This is a genomic window from Halorubrum sp. B53 (assembly GCF_059752395.1).
The window spans coordinates 653,663-671,448 of record NZ_MWTH01000015.1; the positions used below are offsets into that span (position 1 = coordinate 653,663).

At 71.7% G+C, this 17,786-nt stretch carries 15 protein-coding genes, 2 tRNA genes and 1 pseudogene; 7 read left to right on the plus strand and 11 right to left on the minus strand.

Annotated features, from left to right (window positions below):
* Nucleotides 1–41 precede the first annotated feature (41 nt).
* The 3 genes from B4V06_RS15855 to B4V06_RS15865 form a co-directional block, all read right to left on the minus strand.
* Nucleotides 42–596: a ribbon-helix-helix protein, CopG family gene (locus B4V06_RS15855; RefSeq protein ID WP_176329395.1), complete on the minus strand. Its 555-nt coding sequence runs from the start codon at nucleotides 594–596 to the stop codon at nucleotides 42–44.
* 420 nt (nucleotides 597–1,016) lie between these two features.
* A tRNA-Glu gene (locus B4V06_RS15860) sits at nucleotides 1,017–1,091 on the minus strand.
* A gap of 141 nt (nucleotides 1,092–1,232) precedes the next feature.
* Nucleotides 1,233–2,297: a zinc-binding metallopeptidase family protein gene (locus B4V06_RS15865; protein ID WP_498170584.1), complete on the minus strand. Its 1,065-nt coding sequence runs from the start codon at nucleotides 2,295–2,297 to the stop codon at nucleotides 1,233–1,235.
* A gap of 158 nt (nucleotides 2,298–2,455) precedes the next feature.
* On the opposite strand from B4V06_RS15865, the gene B4V06_RS15870 reads away from it, so the two are divergent.
* Nucleotides 2,456–2,746 carry a hypothetical protein gene (locus B4V06_RS15870; protein ID WP_148041748.1) on the plus strand — a complete coding sequence of 97 codons (291 nt, stop codon included), beginning with the start codon at nucleotides 2,456–2,458 and terminating at the stop codon, nucleotides 2,744–2,746.
* 80 nt (nucleotides 2,747–2,826) lie between these two features.
* On the plus strand, nucleotides 2,827–4,014 hold the full coding sequence (locus B4V06_RS15875) for a zinc-dependent metalloprotease (protein ID WP_498170585.1): 1,188 nt from the start codon (nucleotides 2,827–2,829) through the stop codon (nucleotides 4,012–4,014).
* 257 nt (nucleotides 4,015–4,271) lie between these two features.
* On the opposite strand, the pseudogene B4V06_RS15880 reads toward B4V06_RS15875, so the two are convergent.
* From B4V06_RS15880 to B4V06_RS15890, 3 genes and pseudogenes are all read right to left on the minus strand, one after another.
* A pseudogene (locus B4V06_RS15880) lies at nucleotides 4,272–4,499 on the minus strand (OsmC family protein); the annotation flags it as partial.
* Between the two features lie 62 nt (nucleotides 4,500–4,561).
* Entirely contained in the window at nucleotides 4,562–5,056 is a 495-nt protein-coding gene (locus B4V06_RS15885) for a CBS domain-containing protein (RefSeq protein WP_123112942.1), read from the minus strand.
* A gap of 111 nt (nucleotides 5,057–5,167) precedes the next feature.
* Nucleotides 5,168–5,321 (minus strand) — tRNA-Met (locus tag B4V06_RS15890).
* A 179-nt stretch (nucleotides 5,322–5,500) separates the two neighbouring features.
* Between B4V06_RS15890 and B4V06_RS15895 the strand changes: the two genes are divergently transcribed.
* The 3 genes from B4V06_RS15895 (at nucleotide 5,501) to B4V06_RS15905 (ending at nucleotide 8,675) form a co-directional block, all read left to right on the plus strand.
* On the plus strand, nucleotides 5,501–6,802 hold the full coding sequence (locus B4V06_RS15895) for a DUF7115 domain-containing protein (RefSeq protein ID WP_498170587.1): 1,302 nt from the start codon (nucleotides 5,501–5,503) through the stop codon (nucleotides 6,800–6,802).
* Between the two features lie 85 nt (nucleotides 6,803–6,887).
* Complete coding sequence (locus B4V06_RS15900; RefSeq protein ID WP_255212481.1) at nucleotides 6,888–8,111, plus strand: mechanosensitive ion channel family protein; 1,224 nt, start codon at nucleotides 6,888–6,890, stop codon at nucleotides 8,109–8,111.
* A 162-nt stretch (nucleotides 8,112–8,273) separates the two neighbouring features.
* Nucleotides 8,274–8,675, plus strand: a complete 402-nt coding sequence (locus B4V06_RS15905; protein WP_123112944.1) for a hypothetical protein — start codon at nucleotides 8,274–8,276, stop codon at nucleotides 8,673–8,675.
* A gap of 27 nt (nucleotides 8,676–8,702) precedes the next feature.
* Here the strand turns inward: B4V06_RS15905 and mutL are convergent, their stop codons facing one another.
* Together mutL and mutS are read right to left on the minus strand one after the other, a co-directional pair.
* On the minus strand, nucleotides 8,703–10,463 hold the full coding sequence (mutL, locus tag B4V06_RS15910) for a DNA mismatch repair endonuclease MutL (protein WP_123112945.1): 1,761 nt from the start codon (nucleotides 10,461–10,463) through the stop codon (nucleotides 8,703–8,705).
* Nucleotides 10,453–13,338, minus strand: a complete 2,886-nt coding sequence (gene mutS / locus B4V06_RS15915; RefSeq protein WP_498170588.1) for a DNA mismatch repair protein MutS — start codon at nucleotides 13,336–13,338, stop codon at nucleotides 10,453–10,455. Before mutS ends, mutL begins: the two co-directional genes overlap by 11 nt.
* A 139-nt stretch (nucleotides 13,339–13,477) precedes the next feature.
* Here mutS and B4V06_RS15920 point away from each other — a divergent pair, with 139 nt between their 5' ends.
* Entirely contained in the window at nucleotides 13,478–14,026 is a 549-nt protein-coding gene (locus B4V06_RS15920) for a J domain-containing protein (protein ID WP_123112947.1), read from the plus strand.
* Nucleotides 14,027–14,050: 24 nt separating this feature from the next.
* Here the strand turns inward: B4V06_RS15920 and mobA are convergent, their stop codons facing one another.
* The gene (mobA, locus tag B4V06_RS15925; RefSeq protein ID WP_123112948.1) at nucleotides 14,051–14,746 is read right to left on the minus strand and encodes a molybdenum cofactor guanylyltransferase; all 696 of its coding nucleotides are present in this window, start codon (nucleotides 14,744–14,746) and stop codon (nucleotides 14,051–14,053) included.
* A 213-nt stretch (nucleotides 14,747–14,959) separates the two neighbouring features.
* Between mobA and pdxS the strand changes: the two genes are divergently transcribed.
* A complete protein-coding gene (gene pdxS / locus B4V06_RS15930; protein ID WP_123112949.1) occupies nucleotides 14,960–15,868 on the plus strand; it encodes a pyridoxal 5'-phosphate synthase lyase subunit PdxS in 909 nt (302 codons plus the stop codon).
* Between the two features lie 605 nt (nucleotides 15,869–16,473).
* Here the strand turns inward: pdxS and B4V06_RS15935 are convergent.
* Nucleotides 16,474–17,355: a homoserine kinase gene (locus B4V06_RS15935; protein WP_498170589.1), complete on the minus strand. Its 882-nt coding sequence runs from the start codon at nucleotides 17,353–17,355 to the stop codon at nucleotides 16,474–16,476.
* Nucleotides 17,356–17,488: 133 nt separating this feature from the next.
* Nucleotides 17,489–17,740 carry a DUF8006 family protein gene (locus B4V06_RS15940; RefSeq protein ID WP_123112951.1) on the minus strand — a complete coding sequence of 84 codons (252 nt, stop codon included), beginning with the start codon at nucleotides 17,738–17,740 and terminating at the stop codon, nucleotides 17,489–17,491.
* Nucleotides 17,741–17,786: the final 46 nt, after the last annotated feature.

Here is a 17,786-nt window from a genome sequence, read left to right on the forward strand (position 1 = left end):
ATACTACTGGAGTATCGGCGATCGCCGAACAGGGATCGTTCTCATTTGTCCGGTCTCGTCTCAGTGATCAGCACCTTCGTTAACCCTTCCTCAATAACGAGGTCGAAGGGGAGATTCGCCGCACTCCGTTCAATAAATCGAGTCATAAACCACCGGATCTGATCTGACGGAAACACGACGTGATACCGGTTATCGTCACTCCGACGGACACTCAAAAACCCGCACAGCGAGAGCCACTCAAGTAACTCGTCGAGCGTCTCAAACTCACCGTCGTACTCGTGTGCGTGATACTCAGAGACTTGGTCCGCTTTCGCTAAGAAGTCGGGATCCGGCTCGTCGTCGCTATCAGACACGTAATCGAGGAAGCAGTGGAGGAAATCGACGTCGAGAAGAACGTGTTCACCGCCCGAGAGCATTTTGTGATAATCGCCGAGCTTCGTCCCCGCGTCAGTCGTTGCGGCTTGGTAATTAGCAGCGTAGAAGGTCAACGCACGCCGCAGTAGCTCGCTTTGCCCGTGCCCCGTTCGTTCAGTGAGATCATCGAGTGCCTCCTTCGCATCCGTATCAAGTGAAACTGTCACACGGTCAATCGCCATATGCTACTGCCATCACTCGTCACGTGAATAGTCAACGGTTGCCATAACAAACTGACGAGGGTGAATAAATCGACAACCGCCCTTGGGCTCTGTCGAAACACGTCGAAACGGATAGGGTAGGCGTACAGAGTAGTGAGACTGTAGTTGACTTGTAAACCGGTCGGTTTTATCGATTGCCGGCCCGCTTGACGGCCGTACCACGCGGCACTCGTTCAGGCGACCACTCCGAGCCGCTGATCAGTCCAAGCTCAGCCGCACGTCACCCATCTGCTTCCCGCGGACGACGAGCGTGGTGCCGTACTCGGTGCGTGTTTGATCCCATGCCGCGAGCGCGTCATCGACCGATCCGTGGCTTGTGAGGGCATCGGTTTACCGCTGGGTAGTTCACGGCAAAAATCGGGAGAAGGCGTCGGGTTAGGATGCTCCGGCTGGGATTCGAACCCAGGTCATTGCCGTGAGAGGGCAATATGATTGGCCGGACTACACCACCAGAGCGCACGTCCGTTCGACGCATTCTCGGATACGGCAGGATATTGTAAAACAGTTCCGTTTCGACCGCACCGTGCCCCGGTTTACCGTGGTTCGGTTTCCCCGACTGCGGCGGGAACAGCCGGTCGGCCGCGGACGACGCGCCCCTCAGACGTCGACGGCGAACGGGGCCGCCTCGGCCGCGTCGTCGGCGACGGCGGCGAGCAGGTCAGCGACCGCGTCGAGGTCGCCGAGGTCGACAACCTCCACGGGCGTGTGCATGTATCGGTTCGGGATCGAGACGTTGAGCGAGGGGACGCCGCCGCGCGCGGTGTAGAAGGCGTCGGCGTCGGTGCCCGTTCGAGATCCGGTCGCCTGGAGCTGCACGTCGATGTCGTCCGCGGCGGCGGCGCCGCGTGCGAGTTCCACGAGGACGGGGTGGTTCGCGCTGCCGCGGGCGATCACCGGCCCCGCGCCGAGCTCGACCGGCCCGCGGCGCTCGGTGTCGACGTCGGGGTTGTCGGTGGCGTGCGTGACGTCGACGGCGACGAACGCGTCCACGTCGTCGAGGTCGACGCCGACCATCCGGGCGCCCTGAAGACCGACCTCCTCTTGGACAGTGGAGACGGCGTACACGGTCGCGTCGACGTCGCGTTCGGCCGCACGGCGGAGTCCCTCGGCGGCCGCCCACGCCCCCGTGCGGTTATCGATCCCGCGGGCCGCGATCCGGTCGCCGGCGAGCTCCTCGCAGTCGGTCGAGAAGGTGACGGGGTCGCCGACCTCGACGTGCTCGCGGGCCTCGTCGGCGTCAGTCGCGCCGATGTCGACGAACTGGCCGGCGATCTCCTCGTACTCCTCGTCCCCGGCGTCGCGCAGGTGGATCGCGGTCTGGCCGATCACGCCCTGGACGGGCTCGTCGGCGTGGACCGTGACGTGCTGGCCCTTCGAGACGGTGCGGTCTGAGCCGCCGATCCGGGAGATGCGGAGGAAGCCGTCGTCGAGCACGTCGCGGACGATGAACCCGATCTCGTCGGCGTGGCCGGTGCAGGCGATCGCCGGCGCGTCGGGGGCGCCCTCGTGGACGGCGACGGCGTTGCCGTAGGCGTCGACGGAGACGTCGTCCGCGAACCCGCGGACGTAGTCGGTCCAGACCCGCTGGCTCGGAGTCTCGAACCCGGAGGGGCTGGCGGTCGCGAGCAGGTCGTCGAGGAACGTTCGGCCGCGCTCGTGCATGCACGCGAGTGACGGGGCGCACGGCAAGAAACCGCCGGTCGGGGGCGACCGCGAGGGCGAGGGCCCGCCGGTCGCGAGGCGGCGGCGTCCCGCCGGTCGCGGGTCGACGGTCCCCGCCGGCCGCCACGACTAAATCGTTGCCGCACGAACAACGAGATATGACCGATTCCTCATTTACCCTGTTGGAGGTCCACCTCGGCGACGGCGACATCGAAATCGGGCCGTTCGAACTGTTCGGCGCGAGTGACGAGCCGACGGCGATCGCCGCGTCGGAAGCGGACGCAGACGCAGACGCCGACGAGGACGACACCGAGACCGACGGCGGCGTTTCGGCGCGGGCGGTCGCCGGTCTCCTGCTCGCGGTGGCCGCGCTCGTCGCGGTCGCGGTCGGCGTCGCGAAGCTCCGCGGCGACGACGAGGTCCCGTCGGGGATCGCCGGCGACGAGTGACGACTGGACGCGGTCCGACGCGGCTACCGACTGACTGAACCCGACGCAAACGACTTGAGGCGCGCACCCCTCCCGTCGGTATGGACATTCTCCGAAGCCTGCGCGCGGTCTCCGAGGCGTCCGGCACCGGCGTCGTCGACTGGGACCGGGCCGCGGCGGCCGCGAAGGCGAGCACCGACCCGGGCTCGCTGGCGCTCACGGCCGCCGAGCGGGAGGGGTACGCCGCCGACGTCCGGGACGCCCGGACCCGGCTCGGCGAGGTCGCGGGAATCGCGTTCGACGTGCCCGACGCGATCGAAGTGCAGAACCGTCACCACTGGATCGACGCGAGCGTCGACACGTTCCGGAACGTGATGGCGCCGATCGAGGCGGCGGCGACCGGGCAAGCGGGGGCGGACGGCGCCCCCGGCGAGCCAGCGAGCGAGGATAACTGGACGACAGAGGGCGGCGACTGGAAACCCGAGAGCAGCGACTGGACGACCGAAGGGCCGCTCGACCGGATTCCGGACCCGTTCGGGGGCGCCGGCGGATCCGGCGGTCCGGGGGGGGTCGGCGGTCCCCGGGGGCCTACCGGCTCCGGCAACCCGATCGCCGCGTTCTCGCGGGACGTCTCGCGGGTCGCCAACACCGGGACGATGGCGTTCGCGCTCGGCTTCCTCGCGCGGAACGTGCTCGGGCAGTACGACCCCCTGTTGCTCGCGGACGAGCCGGACGCCGAGCACGGGCTCTACTTCGTCCACCCGAACATCGTGCGCGTCGCGGCGGAGCTCGACGTCGACTACCCGCGGTTCCGCCGGTGGATCGCCTTCCACGAGGTGACGCACGCGGCCGAGTTCGGCGCGGCGCCGTGGCTCCCGGAGTACCTCGAATCGCGCGTCGAGCGCGGCGTCGAGGGGCTGACGGCCGGCGAGGTGACGATCGGCGGGCTCGACACGGAAGCGTTCGGCGAGCTGCAGGCGGCGATGACGGCGGTCGAGGGGTACGCGGAGGTGCTGATGGACCGCGCGTTCGACGGCGAGTACGCCGATCTGCGGCGCAAGCTCGACGAGCGCCGCGGGGGCGGCGGACCGATCCGGCAGCTCGCCCAGCGACTCCTCGGGCTTGGGATGAAACGGCGCCAGTACGAGCGCGGCGCCGCCTTCTTCCGCCACGTCGCCGACGCCCGGGGGATCGAGGCCGCCGGCGCCGTCTGGGAGCGCCCGGAGCACCTGCCGACCAAGGCGGAGATCGACGACCCCGAGGCGTGGCTCGTGCGGGTCGATCCGTGAGGGCCGACGGCGCGGGTTAGGACAGATCGAGCGCGATCGGGGTCTCGCCGCTGAGGTTGTCGCTCACCGGGCACCGCTGCTCGACGCGAGCGAGCCACTCGTCGCGAGTGTCGTCGCTGACGGGCGCACCGTCCCGCGAGCGCAGCTCCGCGTGAACCGACGCGCGTATCTACTTGGAAGCCGGCGCGCGAGTCGACATCGGCGCCCTGAAACTTCGCCGGATCGAGGTCGCCCTCGAGGTCGATCGCCAGCTCGGCGACATCGATGTCCATCTCGCCGGCGACGACGCGGCCGACGATGCTCAGACAGCCGCCGAGCGAGCCGAGCAGGTACTCGACCGGATTGGGGCCGGCGTCGGTGCCGCCGAGCGATTCCGGCTCGTCGATGACGAACTCGAAGTGGCGGGTCTCAGCGCGGACTCGGGTTCCCTCCTCTAACTCTGTGCGGGCGTCGAACGTCGCTGTCTGTTCGGACGAGTGGCTCATACGCGTCGATACGCGGGGGTCGAATATCAACGCGGGGGAGCGTTCTCACGCCGAGAGACCGGCTACGCCAGTCGCTTATCCCGGAACGCCCGGATCACGTCTTGGCGGGCGATGATCCCGACGACGCGCCCGTCCTCGTCCACGACCGGAACGCGGTTGATGTCGGGGTCGTCGCCGACGAGCAGGTCGAGCACGTCGTCGACCGGGGCGTCGGGGGTCACCGTCGCCACGTCGGTGCTCATCACGTCGGAGACGGGGCGGTCGGCGTTCCGGATCATGTCTACGCCCAAGTCGAGGTCGCCCCACGGCGCCTTCACCTGATACGTGAGCGTGTCGACGAACGGCGGGAGCCCGATCGGGATCCACAGCGTCTCGTCGTCGGGCTCGAACAGATCGACGAGGTCGGACTCGGTGATGACGCCGACCAAGCGGTCCTCGCCGTCGACGACGGGGAAGCCGCTGAACTCGTAGCGGGCGAACTTCTTGAACACGTCGGCGACGTCGTCGTCGGGGGCGACCGTCTTCACGTCGGATTCCATCAGGTCACGCGCGTGCATACCGTCACCGTCGCGAGCGGGGGCCGTAGGCGTTTCGACCGGTGGTGGTGCGGTAACAGAGCGGCGGTACGAGGAAACGGCGCTGCCGCTCGTCAGGTATCAACGAGTGAGTGGCCGGGGTGGGCTCCGAACCCACGATCTCCGCATGTCCCAGGTCCGAGGCTCGGCGGAGCCACGGGAAGGACGCGGACGCTTCCAAGGCGTCACCGCACCGAATCTCCGAACCCTATGAGTGCGGCGCTATGTCCAGCTAAGCCACCCGGCCTCACCTTCACGTACCGCGATGAAACCCTTTAAGCTTCCCATCCGTCGGAAGGGTGTGAGGCGGTGACAGAGCGTGGGCGGGCGCCCCGAGTCGGCCGCGCCAGAGGTGACCGGTCCGAGGCGTTGGATCCGAGAATCGGACCCCGCGGATTTATGGCCGGCGCGGCGAATCCCCGGGACATGACCCTTCCCGACCTGCTCGCGGAGACCGTCGGCGACGAGAGCGTCGTCGCCGAGGTCTCGCTGGGGGGAGACGACCGGCTCGCGGTCACGCCGACGCGGACGCTCGTCTACCGCGGCGACGGCCTGCTGTCGGACGAGTCGGTCGCCGAGTACTCCCACGACGTCGAACGCATCGCGATTTCGACGGGCCGCCGCAAGGCGAAGCTCACCCTCGGCTACGGCCTCGACGGCGACGAGACCCTCTCGCTGCCGGCGAAGCGCGCCGACGAGGCCCTCCACCCGATCCTCGCCGGCGTCCTCTCCGCGACCGGCGTCACCGACCCCGGCGAGTCCGTCCTCCGCACCTTCCGCTTCTCCGAGCTCACCCTCGTCGTCACCAGCGACCGACTCGTCAAACACGTCGGCTCCGCCGTCTGGGACGAGGAGTTCGAGGAGTTCCCCTACGCCGATCTCACCGACCTCGACTTCGAGGAGGGCACCGTCGCGACCGCGGTCGTGCTCGCCCACGGCGGCCGCTCCGAGCGCTTCAAGGCCCCCAACGAGTCCGCCCGGGCGCTCCGCGAGACCCTCGTCGACGCCGTCTGCGACTTCCACGACGTCGCCAGCTTAGAGGAGTTCCGCGTGACCGTCGCCGACGACGAAGATGAAGGGGCCGGGAGCGGCGCGGGCACCGACGGCACCACCGACTTCGGCGAGGGGCCCGACCCCCTCTCGGCCTCCCCCGTCGCCGACGCGGAGGCGGAAGCCGAGGCGGAGGGGGGAGGGGACGGCATCGCGGGTGACACAGGGGCGCCGGACGACCCGCTCTCCGCGGGCGTGGGCGACCCCGAGCCCTCGGCCGCGGCCGGAACTGATGACGATTCCGCGGCCGCGCCCGCGGGAGAGGCGAGCGACGCGACCGCCGACCCCGTCGACACCGACCCCGCCGACGGCCCGGAGACTGGGCCCGAGATCGGCGACGAGGCCGTCAACGAGACCGGCGGCGACGCCGCCGCGCTGAGCGAACCCGCCGCGGAGGACTCCGCGGTCGACGTCGACCCGGCGGCCGAGGCCGACCTCGCGAGCGACACCGCGGGAGAGCCGCCCGCGGAGGGGGCGGCGGCCGAGGGATCCGCGGCGGCCCCGACCGACGCCGACGCCTTCGACGGCTCGCCGTTCGAGAGCGCGGGCGTCGAGGGCGAGGACCTCGCGACCGAGGTGGCCGAGCTCCGCCGTGTCGTCGAGGAGCAGTCCGAGCGGCTCGACCGGCAGTCCGAGCTCATCGAGCGGCTGATCGAGGAGCTTCGACGCGGACGCTGAGGGGCGGTTTCGCCGCCCGAAGCCGGTTCTCCGAATCGATAGCCGTAGGGGTGCCTTTTTAAGTCCGACGACGAAGACGCAGAGAGTGACCGCGCAACTCGGCCCCTGGATCGACGCGACGCTGGGCAGCGTCGCGACCACGGAGGCCCGCCTCGCCGCGACCGGCGGGATCTTCCTCCTGACCGTCGCGGTCGGGTGGCTACTGCTCCCGCGGGCCGTCCGGACGGGCGAGCGGGTGACGGCGGACCGACTGGAGGGATTCCTCGACGGCCGCGGCGAGTCGTCGATCGAGACGCTCCGCGAGGCGCTGCCGGTCTCGTTCGGCCTGCGACTGCTCGTCGGCCTCTTCCAGCTCGCGCTGTTCGCGCTCGCCGCCGTCGCCGTGCTGACGCTGTGGGGACAGTTCTCGGTCGTCGCCGCGGCCCTCCCGGTCGCGGAGAACGTCGCGACCGTCGCCGGGCGGCTCCTCCTCTCGGCGCTGCTGCTCGGCGGCGCCTACGTCGCGAGCGACGTGTTAGAGGAGTACGTCGCCGACCTCTCGAACGACAGCGACCGCATCACGGCCCATCAGGAGCAGCTCCTCACCCGGATCATGCAGGTCGGCCTGCTCGTGGTCGCGGGCGTCACCGTCCTCGGGATCTGGGGTGTGAACCTCGGCGGGCTCCTCGTCGGCGCGGGCTTCCTCGGCATCGTGCTCGGGATGGCGGCCCGGCAGACGCTCGGCTCGCTCATCGCCGGCTTCGTGCTGATGTTCGCGCGCCCGTTCGAGATCGGCGACTGGGTCGCGATCGGCGACGAGGAGGGGTTCGTCACCGAGATCACGATCATGAACACCCACATGCGGAACTTCGACGGCGAGTACGTCGTCGTCCCGAACGACCTGGTCACCAACCAGGCGATCACGAACCGGAGCCGCGAGGGACGGCTCCGGATCCACATGGAGGTCGGGATCGGCTACGACGACGACCCCGACGCCGCCAGCGACATCGCGGAGGAGGTGCTGACCGACATCGACACGATCGCCAACAACCCGAAGCCGTACGTGATCCCCTCCGGCTTCGGCGACTCCGCGATCCTGCTCGACCTCCGCTTCTGGATCGACCCGCCGACGCCGCAGGCGCGCTGGCGCTCGAAGGCGACCGCAGTCGAGCGGATCCAAGACCGGTTCGCCGACGCCGGGATCTCCATCCCGTACCCGCAGCGGACCGTCTCCTACCCGCCGGAGACGGCGGAGGCGGACGAGACCGTCGAGCGCGTCGAGCGCTTCGACGACGACGGCGACGGGCGCGCGAGCGACCGGCCGGCCTGAGGGCGCGTCGCCGCCGCCCAACTTCTTTTTCGCCTGACAGACTGAGGGACGGTATGAGCCGACTCGACCGCGACCGGACGGCGGTCGCAGCGACCGGCGGGACGACCCGCGAGCGCCGCCGGCCGGCGTCGGTCGCATCGCCGCCGCTCGGGAGGTGGAGCGATGCGTGAGCGGGGAGGAGTCTACTGGCCGGACGTCGCCGCCGGACTGGGGGCACTCCTGATCGGCGCGGTCCTCGTCGGCGGACTCGTCTACGCCGCGGGCGCGACGTCGGTGACCCGCGCCGACTACGAGGCGTACGTCGAGCGGTGCGGGGACCTCTCGGAGGAGTCGCGGCTGGTCGACACCGGCCTCGGCATGGAGACGGTCCCGCTGAACGAGAGCGACGTGCGGGCCTGCGAGAACACCACGCTCGGGGAGTACCGGGACGCGAGACTGCGCTCGATGCGGTCGACGCCGCTGAACGCGGTACAGCGGGGGTGGATCGGCGGCACCGGGGCCCTGTTCGCGGCGATCGGCTGGCTCCTCCTCCGACGACAGGTCACCGCCGATCGGTCGGGCTGAGCCCCAGACGTGGTGCTTTCCGTCCGCTCACCGGTCCCGCCCGAAGCCGGCCGCGAACGTCGACTCGTCGACCGACAGCACCGTCGGCCGCCCGTGCGGGCAGGCGTACGGCCGATTGCACTCCCCGAGCCGGTCCAAGAGCGAGCGCTGCTCCTCGCGGGTCAGCTCGCCGATCTCGCCGCGCTTCAGCGACGGGTGACACGCCAGGTCGGCAAGCAGCGCCTCCCGAGCGTCTCGCGGCGACTCGCCGCCCGACAGCGTCGCGAGCGCGTCGCGGAACGCGTCCGCGTCGGCCGCCCGACCGAACGGCGCCGGCACCGCTCGCAGCCTGACGGTCCCCCCGCCGAACGGCTCCGTCTCGAAGCCGAGCGCCGCGAGCGCGTCGGCGTGCGCCTCCGCGGCCGCCGCCTCGTCCGCCGACAGCGACAGGGTCGCCGGCGGGTCGAGCGCGGCGGTCGGCACCGCCTCGTCGGCAAAGGCCCGAGCGAGCCGCTCGTAGTTCACCCGCTCGTGGGCGGCGTGGCCGTCGACGACGAGCAGCTCGTCGCCCGCCTCGACGAGGAGGTAGAGGTCGCGGAACGTCCCGATCGGTTCCGCGTCCGCGAAGGCCGCGGGGCGCTCGCCCGCCTCCCCGCCGACCGGGTCGAGCGCCGATTCGATCCCCGTGTCCACGTCGGCCTTCCGCCGGAGGTCCGCGCCCGTGAGCGCGTCGGCGACCGCCGACTCGACCGCGTCCGCGACCCGGTCGGCGTCGCGCAGCCCGACCTCCCGCTTCGCGGGATGGACGTTCGGGTCGACACGCGCGGGCGGTACGCTGACATCCACGGCCGCCACCGGCTCGCGGCCGTCCGGGAGTAAGCGTCCGTACCCGCCCCGGACCGCCGCCGCGAGCCGGTCGTTGCGCACGGGTCGCCCGTTCACCGACGCCCGGACGTGGTCGCGGGAGGCCCGGGTCACCGAGGGGTACGCGAGCGCGCCGGCGACGTCGATCGAGAGGCCCACTTCCCCTTCGCCCCCGTCCTCGACCGCGACGCTCGCGGCGAGCTCCGTCGACCGGCTCGCGGTCTCGCGGTCGTAGACGCCGAACAGGGCGTCCGTCGGCCCGGTCCCCGGGGTCGACAGCGTGGTCGCCCCGTCGTGTTCCAGCGCGAACGCGACGCGGGGGTTCGCGAGCGCGTAGTCGGCGACCAGCGCCGAGATCCGCGCGAACTCCGCGGCCGGCCCCGCGAGCGACTCCCGACGCGCCGGGCGGGTCGCGAACAGGTCCTCGACGACGACCGTCGTCCCGCGGGCGCGGCCGGCGTCGGAGACGGTCGGATCCCTCGGGTCGGAGTCGCTCGCCGCCCCGTCGACGACCACCCGCGTCCCGACGGCGCCGCCGTCGCTCGTCGTCAGTTCGAGCCGCGCGGCGTCGGCGATCGCGGCCAGCGCCTCGCCCCGGAAGCCCAACGACGCGACGCCGACCGGGTCGCCGTCGGGCGCGAGCTTACTCGTCGCGTGGCGCTCCACGGCGCGTCGGGCGTCCTCGCGGCTCATCCCGTGTCCGTCGTCGGCGACCCGGACCCGGTCGGTGCCGTCGCCGTCGACCGCGACCTCGACCGACGAGGCGCCGGCGTCGAGCGCGTTGTCGACTAGCTCCCCGACGACCCGCGCCGGCCGAGTGATCACCTCGCCGGCGGCGATCCGGTCGACGGTGGCGGCGTCGAGCCGGCGGACGCGTCCCGCCCCCTCGGTCGCTTCCGTCGACCCGCCCGGACGGCCCTCGCCGGCGCGCTCGTCACCCGCCATCGTCGAGCCTCGACTGGAGGTCGTGGAGCGCGTTCAGCGCCTCTATCGGCGTCATTCTCGCGAGGTCGAGGGCGCGGAGCTCGCTCGCGAGGTCGCTCCCGACCCCGCCCTCGGCCGCCTCGTCGAAACCGATGCCGTCGTCCGGGGTCGGGGCGTCGCCGTCGGTCGCGCTCGGGCCGTCTCCGTCGGCGTTCGCGCCCCGGCCGTCGCTCCCCGCGTCGTCGACCGCGCCCTCCTCGACGAGGAACTCGCGGAGCGAGACGTCGTCGGGGTCCGTCTCGTCGAGATCCGCATCGTCGGTCTGACCGTCGGCGGGCGGGTCTCGGTCGTCCTCGTCCGTCGCGGCTCCGCCCTCCGGGGGCGCCCCCCCGGCGTCGTCGGCCACCAGCGACCGCGACCGCTCGACCACGGGCGCGGGGACGCCGGCGAGCTCGGCCACCTCGACGCCGTACGACGAGGAGGAGGCGCCGGGGACGACCCGGTGGAGGAACGTCACGTCGCCGTCCTCGCGGGTGGCGGTGAAGTGGAGGTTGAAGACGCGCTCGCGCTCGTCGGCGAGGTCGGTGAGCCCGTGGTAATGCGTGGCGAAGAGGGCGGTGGCGCCGAGCTCGTCGTGGACGAACTCGGCGGCCGCGCGGGCGATGGCGCGCCCGTCCGTGGTGGCGGTGCCGCGCCCGACCTCGTCGAGGAGGACGAGCGAGTCCGGGCCGGCGTCGTGGAGGATCTCCGTCAGCTCGCTCATCTCGCGCATGAACGTGGACTGCCCGCCAGCGATGTCGTCGGAGGCGCCGACGCGGGTGAACAGCCGGTCGAACACCGGCAGTGAGGCCGCCTGCGCCGGGACGAACGACCCGGTCTGCGCGAGCACCGTCGCGAGCGCGACCGCCCGCATGTACGTCGACTTCCCGCTCATGTTCGGGCCCGTGATCACGGCGACCGACCCGCGCGGGAGGTCGACGTCGTTCGGGACGAACGACTCCTCGGCGCGCTCGACGACCGGGTGACGGCCCCCCTCGATCTCGACCCCGGCGTCCGGGTCGTCGACGACCTCGGGGCGGACGTAGTCGCCCTCGACGGCGACGGTCGCCAGCGAACACAGGGCGTCGAGCTCGGCGAGCGCGTCCGCGAGCCCCTGGATCCGCTCCGTCTCGGCCGCGACGCGCTCGCGGACGTCGGCGAACAGCTCGTACTCCAGGGCGTCCGCGCGCTCGGCGGCGCCGACGATCTCCTCCTCGCGCTCCTTGAGCTCGGGGGTGTAGTAGCGCTCGCTGTTCTTCAGCGTCTGCCGCCGCCGGTAGTCGTCGGGGACCCGGTCGAGGTTCGCGTCGGTCACCTCGATGTAGTAGCCGTGGACTTGGTTGTGACCGACCGACAGCGAGTCGATCCCGGTGCGCTCGCGCTCGCTCGCCTCCAGGTCGGCGACCCACTCGCGCCCCTCGCGCTCGGTCGCTCGGAGGGCGTCGAGGTCGTCGTCGAACCCCTCGCGGATCACGCCGCCGTCGGTGATCTCGGGCGGTGGGTTGACCGCGATCGCCTCGTCGATCAGCTCGCGAATCTCGGCCAGCTCGTCGAGACGGTCGCGGAGGTCGCGGAGGTGGTCGGTGCGCGGGTGATCGGAATCCCCATCCCCGGCGTCCTCCCCGTCCGCCCCCGCCAGCGTCGCCTTCAGCTCCGGGACGACCGCGAGCGTCGCGTGCAGCGAGCGCAGGTCTCGGGCGTCGGCCCGCCCCCGGGAGACGCGTCCGACGAGGCGCTCGAGGTCGTAGGCGGCCGCGAGCGCGTCGGCGACCCCCTCCCGGACCAGCGTCCGGTCGGCCAGCTCGCCGACCGCGTCGTGGCGGCTCCGGATCGCGTCGGCGTCGACGAGCGGGCGCCGGAGCCACCGCTCCAGACAGCGCCGCCCGAGCGCGCAGCTCGTCTCGTCGAGGACGTCGAACAGGGTGTCGCTGGCGCCGAGCCCGCGGTTCTCGAACAGCTCTAAGCTGCGCTGGGCCGCGGCGTCGAGCCGCAGCCGATCGCGGGGGTCGTACCGCCGGATCCGGGTGACGTACGAGAGCGGGCCGTCGTCGCCCTGCGTGTACTCGGCGTACGCGAGCACGGCGCCGGCCGCGCGCAGCTCGGCGTCCGCCTCGAACCGCCGGTCGGGCGCCGGGAGGTACGGCTCCAGGCGCTCGGTCGCGGCGCGCCGCTCGAAGGCGTCCGGGTCGTGCTCGTGAGTCGTCCAGCCGTTCTCGGCGTCCGATGGCTCGAACGCGGGGGCGTCCGGGCCCGCGATCAGCTCCGCCGGGGCGATCCGGTCGAGCTCCCCGGCGACCGCGTCGCGGTCGCCCGACGTGACGAGGCACTCGCCCGTGGAGACGTCGACGGCCGCAAGGCCGATGGGGGCCGGGGGATCGCGGGCGCTTCCGCCGCCCCCATCCCCGCCGGCCGCCACCGCCGCCACGTAGTTCGTGGTGCCCGCCTCCAGCAGGTCGTCCTCGACGACGGTCCCGGGGGTGATCACCTCGGTGACGGCGCGGTCGACGAGCCCGGACGCCTGCTCGGCGTCCTCGACCTGGTCGCCGACGGCGACGCGGTAGCCCGCGTCGAGCAGCGACTCGAGGTAGGGGGCGGCGTTGTCGATGGGGATCCCCGCCATCGGGTAATCGCCGGTCGAGTCCGAGCGCTCCGTGAGCGTCACCTCGCAGACCCGCGCGACGACCTCGGCCGCCTCGCAGAACGCCTCGTAGAAGTCGCCGACCTGGAACAAGACGAGCGCGTCCCCGTGGGCGGCACAGAGGTCCGCGTACTGCGAGAGCATCGGCGTGAGCTCCTCGCGGGCGGCGGCGATCCCCGGCGGGAGCCCCGTCGCGACATCCCGGTCCGCAGTTGGCATACCGCGAACCCGGGCGCCCGCGGGCATAAACGGTGCGGAGGGCGGCGGGCGGGAAGGGCGCTCACGCGATCGCTCCTCACGCGACCGCTCGGCCGCGCACCGCCGAGACGCTTACAACGATGGACGCCTCAGTACGCACGTGACGAACCGGACGATCATCGTCGGCATGGCGGCGACGTTCATCGGGCTGACGGCCCTGCTGCTCGTCGCCGGGGTCGTGGTCTCGCCGGTCCTGCTGGCCGTGGCCGTCCCGTTCGGCGTCGTCTCGTACTTCCTCTGGTACCACGCCAGCGGCAAGCTCCGCGACCGCGTCCGTCGCGAGGCCGCGCGGGCGGGGCCGACCGAGCGCGAGCAGGCGCGACGGCGCGCCCGAACGGCCGAGCACCGCCGCTCCGCGCGCCGGACCGCGGGCGCGACCGACGGCGGGTTCGGCGGCGCGGCGGCCGGCCCCGGCGGAGGCGGTCCCGGCGCGGGCGGCCGGCGCGACCCGCGGGACCGCGCGCCGCCGACCGGCGGGATGACCGAGCGCGACGCGTACGAGACGCTCGACCTCGACCGGACCGCCGGTCAGGAGGCGATCCGCGAGAGCTACCGGGAGCGGGCGAAGCGGCTCCACCCCGACGGCGAGGACGGCGACGAGGAGGCGTTCAAGGAGCTGAACGAGGCGTACGAGACCCTGAAGAACTGAGCGGCGCGAGGGACGAGAACGGGGCTACGCCCGGTCGTCGTCGCCCGTCTCGATCGCCGCCGCGATCGCGGCCGCCGCCTCGTTGAGTTCCTCCCGCGTGTTGACGTTGGTGAACGTCCGTTCCGTCGTCCGCGATCGGATGGTCTCGTCGCCGACGACGACCCGGTCCAACTCCTCCAGCGGCGCCAGCACCTTCCGGTCGCCGCGGGCGAGCGCGCGATCGCAGGCCGCGGCCATCGCGTCGGCGCGGTAGGCCGCCTGCGTCGTCTGGAGCCAGCGGTCGTCGAGCCGCGGGACCGCCGCCTCGCGGCCCGCCGCGTCCTCGCGGAGCGAGGCGAGGAATCCGGGGTCGACGAACGGCATGTCGCAGGCGACGACGGCCACGTACTCGGACGGCGCGGCTCGACAAGCGTTGCGGATCCCGGCCGTCGGCCCGAGGTCGGGCTCGTCGTCGACCGCCCACGTCACCGGGAGCGGGAGCCCCGCGAGCGCCGCCCCGATCGCCTCGCGCTGGTCGGGGCGACAGTTGATCACGATCTCGTCGACGACGGGGTCGCCGCTCGCGGCGCGGGTCGCGCCCGGCGGGACGGGGTCGTCCGTCCCCGCGAGCCGGTCCGCGACCCGGCGGATCATCGGGACGCCGGCGAGCTCGGCGACGGCCTTGTCGCGGTCGCCGAAGCGGGTCGATCGCCCCCCGGCGAGGATGGCTCCGGTGGTCACGGGCGGATCTGTGACGGGCGGGGACTTCGGGGTTGCGGTGGCGTCGCAGCGGCTCCGAATGCGGGGCAGTCGCCGGCGGTCTCCGCGGGGCAGTCGCGGGGCGGTCTCCGCGGCGACGGACGCGCGCTCGCGAGGGGCCGTCGGTGCCCCGCGGACGCGACCGTTTCCGGCCGAAAGCGACCCGTTAAGTGGCCGGCGACCCACGGATCGGACATGGCAGAGGCCACGGATTTGGAGGAGCTGAAACGTGGGACCGACCTGGTCAAGCGCGGCTTCGCGCAGATGCAGAAGGGCGGCGTGATCATGGACGTCGTCAACCGCGAACAGGCCCGCATCGCGGAGGACGCCGGCGCGGTCGCCGTGATGGTGTTAGAACACGTCCCGGCGGACATCCGCAAGCGCGGCGGCGTCGCCCGGATGCCCGACCCCGAGCGCGTCCCCGAGGTCATCGACGAGGTCTCGATTCCGGTGATGGGCAAATCGCGGATCGGCCACCGCAAGGAGGCGGAGATCCTGGAGGCGCTCGGCGTCGACATGATCGACGAGTCGGAGGTCCTGACGCCCGCCGACGACGAGTACCACACCGACAAGCGCGACTTCGCCTCGCCGTTCGTCTGCGGCGCCCGGAACCTCCCCGAGGCGCTCCGGCGCATCCGCGAGGGCGCGGCGATGATCCGGACGAAGGGCGAGGCCGGCACCGGCGACGTGAATCAGGCGGTCAAACACCAGCGCACCATCAAAAACCAGATCCGCACGCTCACCGGGCTCAACCACGAGGAGCGCGAGAAGTGGGCCCGCGAACACGGCGCCCCGCGCGATCTGGTTCACGAGACCGCCGAGGCGGGCCGGCTCCCGGTCGTCAACTTCGCCGCCGGCGGGATCGCGACGCCCGCGGACGCGGCGCTGATGATGTACCACGGCTGTGACGGCATCTTCGTCGGCTCCGGCATCTTCGGCGCGGAGGACCCCGCGGCGATGGGCACGGCGATCGTCGAGGCCGTCAACAACTGGGACGACCCCGAGGAGCTCGCCCGCATCGCGAGCGGCACCGGCAAGGGGATGAAAGGGCAGTCCAACGAGGACATGCCCGAAGAGGAGAAGCTGCAGGGCCGCGGCGTTTAAATAGCGAGTTTTCCGGTTCCTGCGTTCGGTCGCTTTTGAACGGGTGTCGGGTGCGTGACGATGAGGTAAACCGTTTGCAAAGCCCTAGCCGCTCATTTATAAGAAATTGACCTCATACCGGCGGAGAACACCTCCAAAACCCCAGCTGCTCGGCTATACCTCGTCGCAGTCGCTGTGGCAGTGAACACCGCCAAAGCCCCAGCCGCGAGGGGCTCGCGGCCTGTCGGCCGCTCGCCAGTCGAGGGCTCCCTTCGGTCGCCCTCGCAACTCGCGCGGCTCGCTGCGGTCCTCGGTCACTCGCTTCGCTCGTTCCCTGCGGTCCTTGCGTCGCCGTGCTTCGTCCTTCCGGGAGACTTCGTCTCCCGTCTTCCCGCTCGCGTTGCTCGCGGGAATCGCGGCTGCCCCTTTGAGTCCCACCCGACCGCACAGCACTGCACCCTCACACCTCCCCAGCCTCGCGGTTCGCGCTCTTCGAGCGCTCACCGCGTCCCTCGCGCGGCGCTCCTCGCGCTCGCTTATAAGCGAGCGCTCGGAGGCGCGCGCCACCGCAGTCTGCTTATAAATAATCGCCAGGCGCTCCGCCGATCGCTCGCCACGTGGCGACCCTACTCCTCCAGTACCGTCGACCCCTTCCCGATCCGGGTCTGGTAGGCGCGCGCGTCGATCCCGGCCACGGAGAAGGCGTCGAGCATCGCGGCGGCGACCCCGCGCCGGCGGCCCTCGCGACAGACGGCGATGATGGCGGGGCCGGCGCCGCTGACGGTGACGCCCGCGGCGCCGGCGTCGAAGGCGGCGGCGCGCACCTCGTCGTACCCCGTGATCAGGCGGGCGCGCTCGGGGGTGACCACGGGGTCGGACATGCCGGCGCCGACGAGGTCGGGGTCGGAGCGGCACATCCCGACCGCGAGCGTGGCCGCGTTGCCGACCGTTGCGACGAGGTCCTCCATCGAGGCGGTCTCAGGGACGACGCGGCGCGCGTCGCGGGTGGAGACCGCGACGTCGGGGAGGCAGACGACGAGGGGGACCGCGGCGTCGACCGCGTGGGTCGCCTCGCTCGTCGTCACCGTGAATCCGCCGAGGATCGAGGGCGCGACGTTGTCCGAGTGGGCGACGCCGGAGACGACCGCCTCCCCCTCGGCCGCGATCGGGACCAGCTCGGAGCGGGAGAGCCCGCGGTCGTACAGCCGGTTGAGCGCGACCGCGGCGCCGGCGGCGCTGGCGGCCGAGGAGCCGAGCCCGGAGGCCGGGCGGACCCCCTTGTCGATGTGGATGCGCGCGGGCGCGTCGAGCGCCTCGACGACCGCGCCGACCGTGTTCTTCTCGGGGTCCTCCGGGATGTACTGCGCGCCGACGCCGGTGACCTCGATCGTCGTCTCCGCGGCCTTCTCGACGGTGACGACGTCCGCCGGCCGCGTGAGAGCCGCCCCGAACACGTCGAACCCGCTGCCGAGGTTCGCGCTCGTGGCGGGTGCCCGTACCGTGACCATGCCGGGGAGTGTCGCCGGGGGTGCAAAAAGGAGCGGGATCGAACAGCGGCGGCGGGGGACGGCGAGCCGATCCCGGTCGCGTCGCTGGGGCGTCGGTGGGAGAGAGGACAGAGAGCGAGTCGCGCGCCGCCGGTTAGCTGTCGGCCATCGTCCACAGCAGCGTGCCGATGAGGATCATCGGGATCCCGATCAGGATGTACGTCTTCGGCATCGTCGTGTACGGCGACATGAAGAATATCAGTCCGAAGCCGGCGAAAACGGAGGCGATCACGCGCTGGGACTTCAGCGGCACGGCTCCGAGCAGCGAGACGATGAACCCGAGCAGTATGACGTGCCCGAGATGGTAATCGAGCAGGAACGTGTCGATAGCCAGCGGCGAGAGCATTCTTGTCCGAAGGTGCGAGGGATTCGCGCATTAAAGTTCCGTTTCT

Bases quoted from the DNA above. Each gene is read 5' to 3' on its own strand.
- B4V06_RS15895 (WP_498170587.1), top strand. From the start codon at position 5,501: ATGACCCTTCCCGACCTGCTCGCGGAGACCGTCGGCGACGAGAGCGTC.
- B4V06_RS15870 (WP_148041748.1), top strand. From the start codon at position 2,456: ATGACCGATTCCTCATTTACCCTGTTGGAGGTCCACCTCGGCGACGGC.
- B4V06_RS15885 (WP_123112942.1), bottom strand. From the start codon at position 5,056: ATGCACGCGCGTGACCTGATGGAATCCGACGTGAAGACGGTCGCCCCC.
- B4V06_RS15875 (WP_498170585.1), top strand. From the start codon at position 2,827: ATGGACATTCTCCGAAGCCTGCGCGCGGTCTCCGAGGCGTCCGGCACC.
- pdxS (WP_123112949.1), top strand. From the start codon at position 14,960: ATGGCAGAGGCCACGGATTTGGAGGAGCTGAAACGTGGGACCGACCTG.
- mutS (WP_498170588.1), bottom strand. From the start codon at position 13,338: ATGCCAACTGCGGACCGGGATGTCGCGACGGGGCTCCCGCCGGGGATC.
- B4V06_RS15935 (WP_498170589.1), bottom strand. From the start codon at position 17,355: ATGGTCACGGTACGGGCACCCGCCACGAGCGCGAACCTCGGCAGCGGG.
- B4V06_RS15905 (WP_123112944.1), top strand. From the start codon at position 8,274: ATGCGTGAGCGGGGAGGAGTCTACTGGCCGGACGTCGCCGCCGGACTG.
- B4V06_RS15940 (WP_123112951.1), bottom strand. From the start codon at position 17,740: ATGCTCTCGCCGCTGGCTATCGACACGTTCCTGCTCGATTACCATCTC.
- B4V06_RS15865 (WP_498170584.1), bottom strand. From the start codon at position 2,297: ATGCACGAGCGCGGCCGAACGTTCCTCGACGACCTGCTCGCGACCGCC.
- B4V06_RS15855 (WP_176329395.1), bottom strand. From the start codon at position 596: ATGGCGATTGACCGTGTGACAGTTTCACTTGATACGGATGCGAAGGAG.
- mutL (WP_123112945.1), bottom strand. From the start codon at position 10,463: ATGGCGGGTGACGAGCGCGCCGGCGAGGGCCGTCCGGGCGGGTCGACG.